The 15709-nt window shown below is 62.0% G+C and carries 12 protein-coding genes; 4 read left to right on the plus strand and 8 right to left on the minus strand.

The genetic code is table 11. The features are described 5' to 3' along the window. Window positions 1-157: 157 nt before the first annotated feature. On the plus strand, window positions 158-1090 hold the full coding sequence (locus AC1Q6C_RS18970; protein ID WP_042452245.1) for a hypothetical protein: 933 nt from the start codon (window positions 158-160) through the stop codon (window positions 1088-1090). On the opposite strand, the gene AC1Q6C_RS18975 is transcribed toward AC1Q6C_RS18970, so the two are convergent. Then, entirely contained in the window at window positions 1080-3020 is a 1941-nt protein-coding gene (locus tag AC1Q6C_RS18975) for a S9 family peptidase (protein WP_064443246.1), read from the minus strand. The genes AC1Q6C_RS18970 and AC1Q6C_RS18975 overlap by 11 nt on opposite strands. Before the next feature lie 76 nt (window positions 3021-3096). Here AC1Q6C_RS18975 and AC1Q6C_RS18980 point away from each other — a divergent pair, with 76 nt between their 5' ends. Beyond that, a complete protein-coding gene (locus AC1Q6C_RS18980; RefSeq protein WP_003943683.1) occupies window positions 3097-4350 on the plus strand; it encodes a pyridoxal phosphate-dependent aminotransferase in 1254 nt (417 codons plus the stop codon). Window positions 4351-4859: 509 nt separating this feature from the next. Continuing rightward, window positions 4860-6122, plus strand: coding sequence for a YibE/F family protein (locus AC1Q6C_RS18985; RefSeq protein WP_003943628.1), 1263 nt, complete (start codon window positions 4860-4862; stop codon window positions 6120-6122). Window positions 6123-6131: 9 nt separating this feature from the next. Here AC1Q6C_RS18985 and AC1Q6C_RS18990 read toward each other — a convergent pair whose 3' ends face one another. Together AC1Q6C_RS18990 and AC1Q6C_RS18995 are read right to left on the minus strand one after the other, a co-directional pair. Next, the gene (locus tag AC1Q6C_RS18990) at window positions 6132-7808 is read right to left on the minus strand and encodes a DUF7159 family protein (protein WP_230359587.1); all 1677 of its coding nucleotides are present in this window, start codon (window positions 7806-7808) and stop codon (window positions 6132-6134) included. A gap of 149 nt (window positions 7809-7957) precedes the next feature. Continuing rightward, window positions 7958-9277 (minus strand): UDP-glucose dehydrogenase family protein, encoded by a 1320-nt coding sequence (locus AC1Q6C_RS18995; protein ID WP_230359586.1) that lies wholly within the window; start codon window positions 9275-9277, stop codon window positions 7958-7960. Between the two features lie 108 nt (window positions 9278-9385). Here AC1Q6C_RS18995 and AC1Q6C_RS19000 point away from each other — a divergent pair, with 108 nt between their 5' ends. Continuing rightward, complete coding sequence (locus AC1Q6C_RS19000) at window positions 9386-9910, plus strand: arsenate reductase/protein-tyrosine-phosphatase family protein (protein WP_003943651.1); 525 nt, start codon at window positions 9386-9388, stop codon at window positions 9908-9910. On the opposite strand, the gene AC1Q6C_RS19005 is transcribed toward AC1Q6C_RS19000, so the two are convergent. From AC1Q6C_RS19005 to AC1Q6C_RS19025, 5 genes are all read right to left on the minus strand, one after another. Beyond that, window positions 9882-11306: a tyrosine-protein kinase domain-containing protein gene (locus tag AC1Q6C_RS19005; protein WP_209448416.1), complete on the minus strand. Its 1425-nt coding sequence runs from the start codon at window positions 11304-11306 to the stop codon at window positions 9882-9884. The genes AC1Q6C_RS19000 and AC1Q6C_RS19005 overlap by 29 nt on opposite strands. A 129-nt stretch (window positions 11307-11435) precedes the next feature. Next, complete coding sequence (locus AC1Q6C_RS19010; protein ID WP_230359585.1) at window positions 11436-12761, minus strand: UDP-glucose dehydrogenase family protein; 1326 nt, start codon at window positions 12759-12761, stop codon at window positions 11436-11438. 55 nt (window positions 12762-12816) lie between these two features. Further along, window positions 12817-13785 carry a GDP-L-fucose synthase family protein gene (locus AC1Q6C_RS19015; protein WP_037131034.1) on the minus strand — a complete coding sequence of 323 codons (969 nt, stop codon included), beginning with the start codon at window positions 13783-13785 and terminating at the stop codon, window positions 12817-12819. Then, on the minus strand, window positions 13782-14813 hold the full coding sequence (gene gmd, locus AC1Q6C_RS19020) for a GDP-mannose 4,6-dehydratase (RefSeq protein ID WP_003943655.1): 1032 nt from the start codon (window positions 14811-14813) through the stop codon (window positions 13782-13784). Before gmd ends, AC1Q6C_RS19015 begins: the two co-directional genes overlap by 4 nt. A 97-nt stretch (window positions 14814-14910) precedes the next feature. Continuing rightward, window positions 14911-15705, minus strand: a complete 795-nt coding sequence (locus AC1Q6C_RS19025; RefSeq protein WP_003943701.1) for a WecB/TagA/CpsF family glycosyltransferase — start codon at window positions 15703-15705, stop codon at window positions 14911-14913. Window positions 15706-15709 lie beyond the last annotated feature (4 nt).

Consider the following 15709-nt stretch of genomic DNA (forward strand, 5'->3'; position numbering starts at 1 on the left):
GACACCGGGAACCTGCCACCGTTTCCCCATACCGAACACCCCCTCCAGCGACGCGAAACCGGTTCGAACTGTGGACAAGTGGTGTTCACTCACGGCTATCCACCCCCCCGGGGTCACGGCTTCCTTTCCAGCGCCGGGCGCAGCAAGATCGATCGACATGGGGGAACAGACACATATCATCCGCAGGCCGGACCAACTGTCGATCGGTCGCACCGATGCCGAGATCCGACAGGCCTGCGCTAGTGGAACCTGGGCCAGAATCCATCGTGGTGCGTACGTGGACAGCGGCCACCTGTCCCGCCTCGACGCATACGGACGACATCGATTGCGGGCAGAGGCCGTGGCCTGCGCCGCTTCACCCGGTGCCACTGTCAGCCACGTCTCGGCTGCGGTTCTGCACGGTTTCGAACTCTGGAACACTCCGCTCGACGTCGTTCACCTGTCCCGGAACCGGCGAGGTGGTGGCCGAAAGTCCGCTCGACGTCATGTGCACTCGACATGGCTGGCGGACAACGAGATCACCGAAGTCGATGGGCTGCGCGTCACGACTCCGGCACGAACTGTTGCGGATCTCGCGAGGACACTCACTTTCGAACAGGCTCTCGTCGTGGGCAATTCAGCGTTGCACCGTTCAAGGTTGACCAAGGACGCGGTTGCAGCCTCGCTGGCACTCAGCCCGAACCATCCGCGCCATCGACATGCGCTCCACGCGCTCACCGCGATGGACTCCCGTATCGAAAGCGTCGGTGAATCACGGAGCCTCGCATTGTTCCTGCACGAACACCTGCCGCTCCCCGAACCCCAGGTCGACATCCACGACGCTCGAGGGTTTGCCGGCCGCGTCGACTTCCTGTGGCGTGAGCAGCGCACCATCGGAGAGTTCGACGGCCGCATCAAGTACGGCCGACTGGTGCCCGCCGGTCGCAGCCCCGAGGACGCGCTCTGGAACGAGAAGCTCCGCGAAGACCGACTCCGTGACGCAGGGTGGGAGGTCGCGAGGTGGACGTGGGCCGACCTGTCGACCCCGTCACTGGTGGCAAGCCGGATCCTGGCGGCCTTCGCGCGCAGCCACGGGGCCGTCAGCTACTGATCGCAGGCTTCCACAGCTCGAGCGTCGGAATGCCGGGTGGAGTGAATCCGAGCACCTGCCCGTAGAAGGACAGCTCGGCGTTGCGTGAGCTGATGATGGTCGACTGCTTGCGGAATCCGTGAGATTCACCCTCGTAGGCCAGGTACGCGTGCGGAATGCCCTTGGCCACCAGAGCATCCCGGAATCGCTCCGCCTGCGAGGGTGGCACGATCGGATCGTCGAGACCCTGGAGAAGCAACACCGGGCAGTTCAACCCGTCGACGTTGTTGAGTGGAGCACGTTCCGCGTACAGGTCGGCAGATTCCGGCAGCGGGCCGATCAAACCGTCGACGTAACGCGATTCGAAATCGTGAGTTTCCTGCACGAACAGGTCCAGTTCGGCCACGCCGAAATAGGAAGCACCACAAGCGAACACGTCGGACGTCGTCAGTGCGGCCAGAACGGTCCAACCACCGGCGGATCCGCCTTCGATGGCAAGGCGGGCCGGATCGGCAAGCCCCTGCTCGGCCAACCCGTTGACGGCGGTGACGACGTCCTGCACGTCGACGACACCCCACTGACCACGCAATCGATTACGGTACTCACGTCCGTAACCGGTCGACCCGCCGTAGTTCACGTCGACGACGCCGATTCCGCGGCTGGTGAAGAAGGCGTAGACGAGGTTGAGGGCCGGTGCGACGTGCGCCGTCGGCCCACCGTGAACAAACGCGACATACGGCGGCAGTTCATCGTCGGGCCCTTTGTATCGCGGACTGCGCGGCGGATAAGCAACGGCGTGAACTTCTCGCCCGTGTCCGTGAGCCACGACGGCTCGCGCTTCCGGAAGATAGGCAGACTCGGGCAATTCTTCGACCGACGAACGGATTTCGGTGAGTTCGCCGGTACCGAGGTCCAGTTCACGTAGCGCGCCCGCCAGTTTCGCGCCTCCCGAGATGAGCAGTAACCGATCTCCGCGAACCTGCATGAGGCCGATGCTGGTGACACCCGGGGTCGCGATGTCGCGCAGTTCCCCCGACGCCGGGTCGAGTACCGCCAGCGTGTCGGTTCCGACGGTGCGTGCGGTGAGAAGGTGCCCGTTGCCGAGTTCGACGAACCAGCGCCCACCGAAGCGCCACTGCGGGCCACCGAAATCCGCGTTCACCGGGCAAATCGGGCTGATCTTGCCGCCGACGCGATAGATGTTCCACCAGCCGCTGCGATCGCTGATTGCGTAGAGTTCGTCGTCGGTGATCCACTCCGGCTGCAGGACGGACTCTTCAAGTCCGCCGATCAGCACGGAATACGCCTGAGCGACGCCGTCGACGAGTGGAGCTACCCTCAGTTCGGTACCGTCCCAGGGCATTTGCGGATGGTTCCATGCGATCCAGGCGATCTTGGTTCCACTCGGCGAAAGCCTCGGTGACGAGAGGAAGTCCGAGCCGCCGACGATCGAGCGGATGTTGCCGGAACCGTCCAGCGGAATCGCGCAGATATCGCGAGTGATCGCCCCGTCCTCCGCGTGCGCTTCCCGAACCGCCCACACCTCGCCGTTCACGATCTGCAGGTCTGCGTATCGCAATGCGGCCGGCGACGCCGGTTCGGGCGTCAGAGCCCGTGGAGTGACTCCTTCGAGGATGTACACCCGCTGATCGGAGAATTCACTGAAGACCAGTTTTCCGGACTCGGTGACCGTCCAGGCGCCACCGCCGTACTCGTGAACCCTGGTACGCGCGTTCCACGGCGCGGGGAGGATGTCGACGGGTTGGTTGTCGAGACCAGATCGACGGATCGAGGTCCGACCACCCTCGGTCGGACGAAGTTCAGCCCACCAGATCTCGTCACCGACGTATCGTCCACCCTCGACAGGGTGCCCACCTGCAGCCAGATCAGCTGCTCCGATCGGAGAAGTCCACGATCCGTACGGGGCTGCAATCTGCTCGCTGGGGGTCATCGCTCGACAATAGCCAACGGGGCGTGCGACACGGTCCCCGACAATGCACTTGCACAGTGGTGGAATCATGTAACTCGTGAGCACACCAGAACCCGTCCGCCACCGTCAGCCGCAGCGCGAGCTGGAGCAGTCGTCGAAGCTCCAGAACGTCCTGTACGAAATCCGTGGACCGGTGCACGCGCATGCCGCCCGGTTGGAGGCGGAAGGACACCGGATCCTCAAGCTCAACATCGGCAACCCGGCACCGTTCGGATTCGACGCCCCCGATGTGATCATGCGGGACATGATCGCCGCCCTGCCCTATGCACAGGGCTATTCGGAGTCGAAGGGCATTCTGTCGGCGCGGCGCGCAATCGTGACGCGTTACGAGCTGGTTCCCGGCTTCCCCGAGCTCGACGTCGACGACATCTACCTCGGCAACGGTGTTTCCGAGCTGATCACGATGACCATGCAGGCCCTCCTCAACAACGGCGACGAGGTTCTGATCCCAGCACCGGACTACCCCCTGTGGACTGCGATGACGAGCTTGTCCGGAGGGACGCCCGTCCACTATCTCTGCGACGAGGCCAACGACTGGAATCCCGATATCGCCGATATCGAATCCAAGATCACCGACAAGACCAAGGCTCTCCTCGTCATCAACCCGAACAACCCCACGGGTGCGGTGTACTCGATGGAGGTTCTGCAGCAGTTGGTCGATCTGGCACGCAAGCATCAGCTTCTGCTGCTCGCCGACGAGATCTACGACAAGATCCTCTACGACGACGCCAAGCACATCTCGCTGGCAACACTTGCCCCTGATCTGCTGTGCCTGACGTTCAACGGCCTCTCGAAGGCCTACCGCGTCGCCGGCTACCGCTCCGGCTGGGTGGCGATCACGGGCCCGAAGGATCACGCGGCCGGCTTCCTCGAGGGACTCGATCTCTTGGCGTCGACCCGTCTGTGCCCCAACGTCCCCGGACAGCACGCCATTCAGGTCGCCCTCGGCGGTCACCAGAGCATCGAAGACCTGATCCTGCCCGGCGGCCGCCTGCTCGAGCAGCGCGACGTCGCTTGGGAGCGATTGAACATGATTCCGGGCGTTTCGTGTGTGAAGCCTCGCGGCGCGCTCTACGCGTTCCCTCGTCTGGATCCGAACGTCTACGAGATCCACGACGACGAGAAATTGGTTCAGGACCTGCTTCTCCAGGAGAAGATCCTGATGGTTCAAGGCACCGGGTTCAATTGGCCGAATCACGATCACCTTCGGATCGTCACCCTTCCGTGGGCCCGAGATCTCGCCGTGGCCATCGAGCGATTCGGCAACTTCCTCACCAGTTACAAACAGTAGATTCTCACGCTGAATCCGGCTGAAATCGAGTAAACAATTCGTTGTACAAATGCCCCGTAAACGTAAAACTGCGGGGCATTTGTGCGACCTTGGTCACATTTTTCGCAAACCAGGCGGTTTGATTGACTCTTTAACTATTTAGTGACCTGCCCCGATGTGAAAACGGTCCAACCGGTACGTGATTCGTTGTGAAATTGGTAGTTGGACAACGCGCCAAATCGGTTTGAAATTGGGTACATTAGTTAGCAGCACTTCGGTGCCGCGAGCACCTGGTATCCCTCCCCCCCCTGTGGATACCAGGTTGGTGGCGGGGACAACCCCCCCTGTTCCCCGCCACCCAGCTCGACCAATCCCAGTTTCACAACCCCTCATCGGTAGCACCGGTTTTCGCCGACTCTGCCTTGCAGCGACACTGCCTTTCACCGACACTGCCGTCAGAAGCTGACCATTCGCTTCGGAGCCGATAACATTGCACCGGTGCAAATCCCCAGTCCGACACTCAGTTTCCGATGAGTCACGGCCATGGCCACGGTGGCCCCATTCAGATCGGCCCCACCGCATCACGCGTCGTCATCGGGTTGCTCGTCGTCATCGGCATGGTCGTCGTCGCGGCAGCTGTCGCACTGTGGCCGGACAAGAACACCATTCCCGTCCCACTCCCCTTCCAGAATGCCGACGGCAGCTCGGTGGAAACCGAGGCGGGCACCGTCACGATGCAGGATCTCGGTGACTGCGGAAGTTCCTCTGCCGGAAGGGTATTCGTCGGTGCCCCGCAACCGCCGCCTACCTCCGCCTACCAGTGCCAGCGAAGTATCGTCGATATCGAATCCGGGCCGAATGCCGGAACGAAGACATTGCTCGAGGTCATTCCGGGCGCCGGTCAGCCGGACCTTCGCGTGGGTGACCACATTCGCCTGGTGCGTCAGACCGACCCGAACGGAAACACGCAGTACTCCTTCGAAGACTATTCGCGTGGGCTCCCGCTGGCGTTGATCGTCATCGCGTTCGCCGTCGTCATCATCGCAGTCGCACGGTGGAGAGGGCTGCGCGCACTCGTCGGCCTGGTGATCGCCTTCGGCGTAGTCGTCGGGTTTCTCCTACCCGCTCTGCTCGACGGCAAGCCTGCGATACCGGTTGCGCTGGTCGCCGGGGCGGTGATCTTGTACGCGGTTCTCTATCTGGCGCACGGGGTCTCACTCAAGACCAGTTCTGCTTTGCTCGGCACCCTTGCCGCCATGGTGCTCGCCGCGGTTCTCTCCTACCTCTGCATTGAACTGACACACCTCACCGGTTTGTCTGAAGAGCAGAACACCAATGTTCAGACCTATATCGAGCACATAGACATCACCGGCCTGCTGCTGGCGGGCTTCATCATCGGCTCGCTCGGCGTTCTCAACGACGTCACCATCACCCAGGCATCCTCGGCATTCGAGTTGGCCGAACTCGACAAGCATGCGTCCCGTCGAAAAGTCTTCGGCGGTGCGATGCGGGTCGGACGTGATCACATCGCCAGCACGGTCTACACCTTGGTTCTCGCGTACGCGGGTGGGGCGCTGCCACTGCTACTGCTCTTCAGCGTCAGCGGGCGCCCACTTCAGGACGTCCTGGTCGGTGATGCCGTCGCAATCGAGATCGTAAGGTCCGCTGTCGGCGGAATAGCCCTGGCGCTTTCGGTTCCACTCACCACTGCCATCGCCGTGATTCTCGCCCGTCCGCCCGGTAGCGCGGTCAAGGCCGGCCCCACGTCAGGTGGCCGACACTCCAAACGCTGAAAACGAGCCTCAGAGTCCGGGAATCGGTGGGAGAACCGGCAACAGAATCGGCGGAAGCCCCGGGATGTAGATCGCCGGCGGTGGCGGCGCGGGCGCGGGCGCGGGAGGCACGTAAGTGTCCTGCACGACTGGCGGAGCCTCGACGACCGGAGGGGCTTCCTCCGTCGTCGTCGGGGGCGGGGTCGTTGTGGTCGTCGGCGGCGGAGTAGTCGTGGTCGTCGGTGCCGTCGTGGTCACCTCGGTTGCCACGGGTCCGGCGTCCTCGGAATCGAAGACCTTTCCTCCGTAGCCCAATCCCAGCCCCACGATCACGATCGCCGCGATCACACCGGCGCCGAGGCCCGCGAACCGTAGCGGGTTTCTCGGCTCTTTGGATGTCGATTCAACGGGTTGTGTCCCGGCGAGCCAGGACGGGTGTGCGGTTCCTGCTCCGGGTCCCTCGCCTTCGTACATCGCCGAGTACGCCTGGGCGTCAACCATCACGGCCTCGGTGTCTGCGTCACGTTCTGTGCTGAATCCGTCCGTGGCCGGGTCGCTGTCGGCGACCACGAGATCTGCGGCCGGATCGAATCGTTGCTCGTGTCGGTTCGGTCGCGGCTGAGGCAGTTCCGCCGCGTAAGGGCTCGGCACCTGTTCTTGCGGAACGGACTTCGTGCCGGAAGTGACTTCGGACAAGGCATTTGGCCGCTCCGATTCCGCGAGCGTTGCGACCCCTCCGTGGCTGAACGCTTGAACCGGAACGGGTACCTCCGCCGGGGTGTGGATCGGATACGGCGCAAAGATCGGCGCTACAGCCGGAACCTGAACCGGGGCAGATACCGCGCGCGCCGATGGCGTCATCGACGACTCCGCGATCAGCGCAGCGCCTTGCGCAGTCACGAGTTCCGGCTGCTCGGGCGCGATGAGGGGGCACTCCAGCCACGCGGCGAGGGTCGCCCGCACGATCGGAATGCGTGCACCGCCACCGATCAGGAGAATCGCGTCGGGGTTACGGCCGGACGTTGCGATGACCTCTCGTATCTCGCGTGCGAAGGCCTCCACCGACGTGACGACCAACGAATCGAAAACTTCCCGCGACAGCAGGAGAAGCCCGCCGGGGCCGGGCAGGCACACCGCACTTCGTGAGGACAGCTGTTCCTTCGCGAGTCGGCATCGCGCCTGCAGTTCGGCATCGCCGCCCGGGTCGGCCGGCGTAGCTATACGGCGACGCACGGTCTGATCCGAGTAGACGAGCTCGTCGAAGTGATCTCCACTGACCCGCGTCGACCGGGCGGTGACGACGGTAGACCGCATCTGCCTGTCCACAATGCTGATCGTCGATCCAGAACTACCGATGTCGACGACGACGAGTGTGCTCTGGTCGGTCAACGCACCGGACTCCTCGAGCATTCGAAGCGTCGCGACTACTTCGGGAACCAGCTCGAAGTTGTCGATGCCGTTCTGTTCGAACGCTGTTTGGAGTGCTCCGGCCTGCGCTTGATCCCGGTAGGCGACGACCGTATTGCTGCCGAGGTCGGCATTCTCGGTCAAGGCCACGCCGGTTGCCTCCGCTGCCACTTCCTCCGGAATCTCGCGGCCTCGATCGACCGCTCTGGATCGGAACACCGGACCACTGTGGTCGGGCGTCCCCGGGCGCGCCAAACGCACAGCGCTGGCTCCCACCGTCACACCCAAAACCAAGTTCATGATCCACCTTCGTCGACCGTCGACGGGTTCCGTCACCAGACCCCGTCATTCCCCGGCCGGAAGTCTACCCACTGGGCATGGTCTGCGAGGTTCGCGCATCTCACCTAAGGCCTTCTCGCAGCTATTTTTTCGCTACCTGGACGTTCGACCTACCGCCCCAATCCGCGATAGTTCCAACCGGCGGCGCGCCACAGGTCCGGATCGAGGCAATTTCTGGCGTCAACGATCACCCGCCGCCGAACGAGTGGTTCCAAATTGGCGGGCACGAGTGAGGCGAACTCGTCCCATTCAGTGGCGATCAAGACCACATCAGCATTCCTGCAAGCTTCTGACGTGGAGGTTGCGTAGTGAAGGGTGGGAAACAGTCGGCGAGAATTATCCATGGCCTTCGGATCGAAAACGGTGACCGCCGCCCCGTGCAACTGCATCATTCCTGCAACGTTGAGCGCAGGCGAATCGCGCACATCGTCGGATTCGGGCTTGAACGCAGCTCCCAGCACCGACACGTTAGCTCCCAGCAAACTGCCATCGCAGGCTGCCGTCACCAGTTCCACAGCTTTTGTCCGTCGTCGCATGTTGATGCTGTCGACCTCGCGGAGGAAGTACAGCGCCTGGTCGACACCCAACTCCCCGGCGCGTGCCATGAACGCCCGAATGTCCTTCGGCAGGCACCCACCGCCGAACCCCAAGCCCGCATTGAGGAACCGTCTACCGATCCGAGCGTCGTACCCGAGAGCGTCGGCCAACATCGTGACGTCGGCGCCGGTCGCCTCGCACACCTCCGCAATCGCATTGATGAAGGACACCTTGGTCGCGAGAAACGCGTTCGCAGATCCCTTGACCAACTCGGACGTCGCCAGATCGGTCACGAGGAACGGCACCCCCGCGCCCAGTATCTCGGCATACACCTCGCGAAGAACGCCTTCGGCGTTTCCCGGCCGGTCACGATCGATCCCCAGAACCAACCGGTCAGGGCTCAAGGTATCCGCGATCGCGTGTCCTTCACGCAGGAACTCCGGATTCCAGGCCACCTCTACCGAGCCACCCGCCGGCGCAGTCGCTCGGAGCCGCTCGCCGAGAGCCGCTGCCGTGCCTACCGGCACCGTCGACTTCCCGACTATCAGCGAAGGCTTTCGCAACAACGGCGCCAACATGTCGATCACCGAATGAACATGACTCAGATCTGCGGCGTACTCCCCCTTCTTCTGAGGCGTCCCCACACCGACGAAATGGATGTCCGCAAAATCCGCGGCATCGGAGTAGGAAGTCGTGAACTGCAGCCGACCCGACGCCAGATTCTTCTCCAGCATGTCGGTCAGACCCGGCTCGAAGAACGGGACCTCCCCACGAGACAACTTGTCGACCTTGGACTGGTCGATGTCGACTCCCAGCACGTCGTGGCCAAGTTCGGCCATACACACTGCGTGGGTCGCCCCCAGGTATCCCGTTCCGAACACGGTCATCTTCATGTGTTGTTGGTATGCGTCCGAACTTTCCGAAACGCGTACGCCAGGTGGGCGCGAAACCAACATCGGGCGTACGACGAGTGCGTCGCGTGTGCAACCTATGCTTCTGCCATGCACGTTCTCTTCGTTTGTACGGGAAACATCTGCCGATCACCCACGGGCGAACGCCTTGCACGTGCTTATGCCGCCGAAGCCGGGGTCACCGGATTCACCGCGTCGAGTGCCGGAACCCGGGCGATGGTCGGACACCCGATCGAGCCAACTGCTGCGAGGGTTCTCGCGGGGCTCGGCGGCGACCCCACGGAGTTTCAAGCCCGACGCATGACAGCAGCGCTGGCGTCGGACGCCGACCTCATTCTCACGATGACCGAAAGTCAGCGAGACAAAGTCCTGGCGATGGCTCCGGCGCGGCTCAAGCGCACGTTCACACTTCGAGAAGCCGCACGGTTGGGCTCGCTCGCAGATGCAGGAACTGTCGAGGACCTCGCCGCCGCCAGACCCCGATTTCGTGCCACCGAACCCGAGGACGTCATGGATCCGATGGGTAAGGAAGAGAACGTGTTTCACGAGATCGGACTTGAGATCGCCGATCTCCTCGGCCCGCTGCTCAGCCGACTTCGCTTCGGTGAGCGTTGAGCGCGGGCACCGCGGTCAACTGCGGTAGCGACTTGTCCGACTCGTAGTAGTAGCTGTACTCGTACGCATTGCGTCCGCGAGACGGCGTCATCGTGATGACAGTGCCCAGGACGTGCGCACCCACACTCTGTAGGTTTCCGACCGCGCGCGCCAGTTGATCGCACTTCGTGGAGCCGTGTCGGGCGATCACCAGGGCACCGTCCGACATCGCGGCCAGGACCGCGGCATCCGTGACGGGTAGCAACGGCGAGGCGTCGATGATGACGTAGTCGTATCGCGCCCGCAGTTCCTCGAGAACATGTTTGGCCGTGTCCGTGCCGAGTAGTTCGCTCGGGTTCGGCGGGATCGGTCCGGAGGCGAGCACTGTCAGCCCGTCGAACTCGGTCGGCTGAAGCACATCGTCCAGCGTCGCTTGACCGGAGAGCACCGAACTGACGCCGACACTTCCGAGCAATCCCAAATACTTCGATACTCGCGGCTTCCGGAGGTCGCCCTCCATCAGGCACACTGATTTGCCGGCCTCCGCCAAGACGAGAGCGATGTTCACGGCCGTGGTCGTCTTACCTTCGGAGGGAAGCGAACTCGTGACGACGATGACACGCGGTGGATGGTCCACCTCGAGGAACTGAAGGTTGGTGCGCAACTCACGGAAGGCTTCGGCACTCACGGAACTTCCGTCACTGAAAGCGATCGCGTGATTGACTTCGACGTCCTTGTCGAACGGGATCGTGCCCACCATCGCCGAACCCGCGATCTCTTCTACAGTTCGACGATCTTTCACCGTGTTGTCGAGTCGATCACGAATCAACGCAAGCGCGATCCCCACAACCAGTCCCGCCACTGCGCCGAGCGCGAGGTTGCGCGAAGTCTTGGGTGACACCGGAACAGTCGGCTGTTGAGCCTGCTGTTCGACGACCACACGTGCAGGCGGTGTTCCGCCGTTCTCGGGTGTCTCCAGTTCCTTTGCCAATGCCACGAATTCGGATGAGAGAGTGTTTGCGATCTCGCGTGCGAGTTCCGGTGACGCGTCCTTGACTGCGAGGTCGATCAATACAGTGTCGGGCGCCGACGTCGCAGTGACCTTGGAGGCCAACTCGTCAGCCGACATCCCGCCGACCACCCTCGGTCCCAGTTCGTCGATCGTCCGCTGTGCGAGTGTTCGGCCGGTCAGGAGTTTTGTATAGGACAGAACTCGCTGCTGTGAAAGTTGACTGCCCTGCAGTGCCTCGTTGACCGAGGTACCCGCCGACGTCGAAACGAACAGCCTCGTCGAGGCCTGGTAAACGGGCGTCGAAAGAAGAGAAGCGCAAAGGGCTCCCAGGATTCCGAGCACGGTTACAGCAGCGACTATTCGCCATCTGGCTTGCAATATCTTCAGGTAGTCGACAATTTCCATCTTGATGTCTCCTTCGGCTCACGCATGTCCACTGCGGGTCTGAGCGGTCTTTGCCGGTCGGACCGCGAGGGCGAACCGGGCTTTCTCATTTCGATATAGATCAGCTGCGACGGACGAGACGTCCTGTGCTCACGGGCGTCCCAGTCCGCGGTAGTTCCAACCTGCGCCTCGCCACTCATCGGGGGAAAGGCAATTGCGCCCGTCGACGATCACTTTCTTGCGAACCACCGAATCGAGATCGGACGGCTGCAACTTCAAGAATTCGGGCCACTCGGTCAATACCAGGACGACATCGGCACCTTCGCAGGCCTCCAATGCATTTGCCGAGTAGGTCAGCGTCGGGAACAGCGCGCGCGAATTGTCCATGGCCTTTGGGTCGTACACGTTCACTGCAGCACCTTGGAGCTGAATCTGACCCGCGACGTTGAGCGCCGGCGAATCACGAACGTCGTCCGAGTCCGGTTTGAACGCGGCACCCAGAACTGCGACTCTCGCACCGAGAAGCGATCCGCATGCCTCCCGCGCCAGTTCGACCATGCGTGTACGTCGGCGCATATTGATATTGTCGACTTCGCGCAGGAACGTCAGTGCTTGGTCGGCACCGAGTTCACCGGCGCGAGCCATGAAGGCCCGGATGTCCTTCGGCAAACACCCTCCGCCGAAACCAATTCCCGCGTTGAGGAATCGACGTCCGATCCGAACGTCGTGCCCGATCGCGTCGGCGAGCACTGTGACGTCGGCGCCCGCAGCCTCGCACACTTCGGAGATGGCGTTGATGAACGAGATCTTGGTGGCCAGGAAAGCGTTCGCTGACGCTTTCACCAACTCCGCCGTCGCAAGGTCCGTGACGAGAAACGGAATCTCCGCATCGATGAGCTCTGCATAGACTTCGCGCGCAACAGATTCCGCTCGACCGCGGACATTTCGATCGACTCCGAGCACAAGTCGGTCCGGGTGCAACGTGTCCTGGACGGCAAATCCTTCACGCAGAAACTCGGGATTCCACGCGACTTCGACGCCGTCACCGATCGGTGCCAGTTCGCGCGCGCGCTTACCGAGCCGTTCCGCGGTGCCCACCGGTACCGTGGACTTGCCGAAGATGACCGAGGGCTTGGTGAGCAGCGGCGCCAAAGTCTCGATCACGGCATCCACGTAGACCATGTCCGCGGCGAACTCACCCTTTTTCTGCGGCGTACCGACCCCGAGGAAGAACACGTCCGCAAATTCTGCGGCTTCCTCGTACGACGACGTGAACTTCAGTCGCCCTCGATCGATGTTGTTTCGTAGGACCTCGCCCAACCCTGGCTCGTAGAACGGAACTTCACCTGCTGCCAGTTTCTCCAGCTTTGCCGCATCGACATCCACTCCGAGGACCTCGTGACCGAGTTCGGCCATACAGGCCGCGTGTGTCGCGCCCAGGTATCCCGTGCCGAATACTGCTATGCGAGTGCTCATGTTGCTCGATCTGCTTTCTCGAGAGTGTGCGAAGTGTGTTGATGGGAAAAGCGATTCAGGTACGTACGGCACCGATGTTGTCGCGGTACCACGAGATCGTCGACGCGATTCCTTCGCGCAATCCGATTGTCGGCCGCCATCCGAGTTCTCGAATCATGCTCACGTCCAGCAGTTTCTGCATCGTTCCGTCCGGCTTCGAGGTGTCCCACCGCGTCTCTCCGGTGTATCCGACCTCCGTGGCGACTATCGAAGCGATCTCACGAATTGTGTGGTCCTCGCCGGTTCCGACGTTGACATGCGATGCACCGTCGTAGTTGTCGAGCAGATGCAGACACGCCGACGCCAAGTCGTCGACATGCAGGAATTCACGTCGCGGATTGCCACTCCCCCAGTTGACAACCGACTGGACTGCCGACGACTGCGCCTCGTCGTAACGCCGAACGAGTGCGGGAAGTACGTGCGATCCGTGCGGCGAAAAATTGTCTCCCGGGCCGTACAGGTTGGTGGGCATAGCTGAGATCCAGGGGCGACCATACTGCCGCCTGGCAGCTTGAACATGGAGTATTCCCGCGATCTTTGCTATTGCATAGGCGTCGTTGGTCGGCTCGAGATGCCCGGTGAGCAGGTATTCCTCCTTGATCGGTTGCGGTGCCAATTTCGGGTAGATGCAAGATGATCCGAGGAACAGGAGACGCTCGACGCCGTGTGCGAGGGCAGCGTCGAGCACGTTCACCTGGATGCGCAGATTCTCCGACAGGAAGTCGACGAGGAAAGTGCTGTTCGCCGCAATCCCACCAACTTTTGCTGCTGCGAGGATCACGTTGGTCGGCTTTTCGCGGGCGAAGAAATCGAAAGCAGCTTCCCGGTCACGTAGATCGAGTTCGGCCGAGGTCTTTCCGAGCAACCTGGTGAAGCCCGCAGATTCCAGGTGTCGCCACACCGAAGAGCCGACCAGACCTCGGTGGCCGGCCACGTAGAACGGTGCGCCTCGATCGAGTGGTCGCGCTGCGAATGAATCACTCATCGCGTCGCCGACCAGTCGGGAAGTGCCGGAGTGTCGATCCACGGCCGCCCTTCGTGTTCGAGCGCTTCGATGTCTGCCTCGACCATGATCCGGGCCAGTTCGGGTGTGTGCACGCCGGCCTTCCAACCGAGTTTGCGCTCGGCATGACTCGGATCCCCGATCAGTGCGTCCACCTCGGTCGGCCGAAGATACCGTTCGTCGAATCGAACGTGGTTTTCCCAGTTCAGACCTGCATGTTCGAACGCGACGGTCAGGAAGTCGCGCACCGAGTAGTTGCCACCGGTGGCGAGCACAAAATCCTCAGGCTCGTCGACCTGCAGCATGCGCCACATTCCCTCCACGTACTCCGGCGCATATCCCCAGTCGCGAATCGCATCGAGATTGCCCATGTACAGATGATCCTCGATACCTGCCTGGATGCGTGCGACCGCGCGCGTGATCTTCCGCGTCACGAATGTCTCACCACGCCTAGGGGACTCGTGATTGAACAGAATTCCGTTCACAGCGAAGATCCCGTATGCCTCACGATAGTTCTTGGTGATCCAGTACGAGTACACCTTCGCCGCACCGTAGGGCGAACGTGGGTAGAACGGTGTCTCCTCGTTCTGCGGTGGCGGTGTGGCACCGAACATCTCGGAACTCGACGCCTGGTAGAACCGGCAGTCGAGTCCGGCCATCCGAACCGCTTCGAGTAGTCGGATCGACCCGACGCCAGTGGTGTTCCCGGTGTGTTCGGGTTCGTCGAAGCTGACCCTGACGTGAGACTGCGCAGCGAGGTTGTACACCTCGTCCGGATTGATCTGCGCGAGTAGTGTCACCAGGCGCGCTCCGTCACTGAGGTCACCGTAGTGAAGAAAAAGTCGGGCATCCGCATCGTGCGGGTCAACGTAGATGTGGTTTATCCTCGAAGTGTTGAACGTCGAGGATCGACGGATCAGTCCGTGAACCTCGTAGCCTTTGGAGAGCAGCAACTCGGCAAGGTAAGAGCCGTCCTGCCCCGTGATTCCGGTAATCAGTGCGCGTTTCATCCTGCGTTCCTTCCGTTGCGGGACAGCCCGCCTGATAGTTGCGAAACCACGGTTGTGGTCCGTAGTCCTCCGAATCGCTCGGCAGTCTTGATCTCGCTCATGCGCGTCCCCCCAAACGGCCGAAGACTTTTCGTATGTCACGTGATGCCAGCCGTACGAATGTCGAGTTACCGAACAGGTAGCGCCGCCACAGACGTTTGGGTTCGGATACAAGTCGATACAACCACTCGAAACCCGAGTTCTGGACGAAAGATGGCGCCTCCGAAACAGTTCCGGCCAAGAAGTCGAAGGCCGCGCCGACACCGACGGCCACGTAGTCGGTTCGATCCGCTATCGCCTTCGTGACAAAGTCCTGCTTCGGCGCACCCAGACCGACCCACACGATGTCCGGTGACGTCGGATCGACCTTCGTGATGATGTCGTCGACGAACTCCTTGCTGAACGCGGCAAACGGCGGGGCATATGTGCCGGCCACCTTGATTCCCGGGTATAACTCCTCGACTCGATCCGTCAAGAGATTCAACGTCTCTTCTGTCGTGCCGACAAAATGGTGACGAAGGCTGTAGCGGCGTCCCTTGTCCAGGGTGGCCTCGAAGAACGACGGACCCCGGACTGGTCGAACACCGACGTGATCGGCGGTGCCGCCGATCAGGCGCATCACCCAGCTGACCGGGGTTCCGTCTGCGAAGTTCACACCCGGACCCTTCAAAACCGCGGAGTAGTCGCGATCACTGTGCGCCGCCGACACGCAGTAGGAATTCGACAACCTCACGGAGACTCCGGTTCCTGCTCCCTCTCGTCTGTCGTTGACTACCCAATCGGTAGCTCTCTCGAGATTGGTCGCGGCAAACGGAATGCCACCCACCTCGATGACCTCGAACGGACTGCTCATCTGT

This window comes from Rhodococcus sp. MT28 (genome assembly GCF_058792695.1).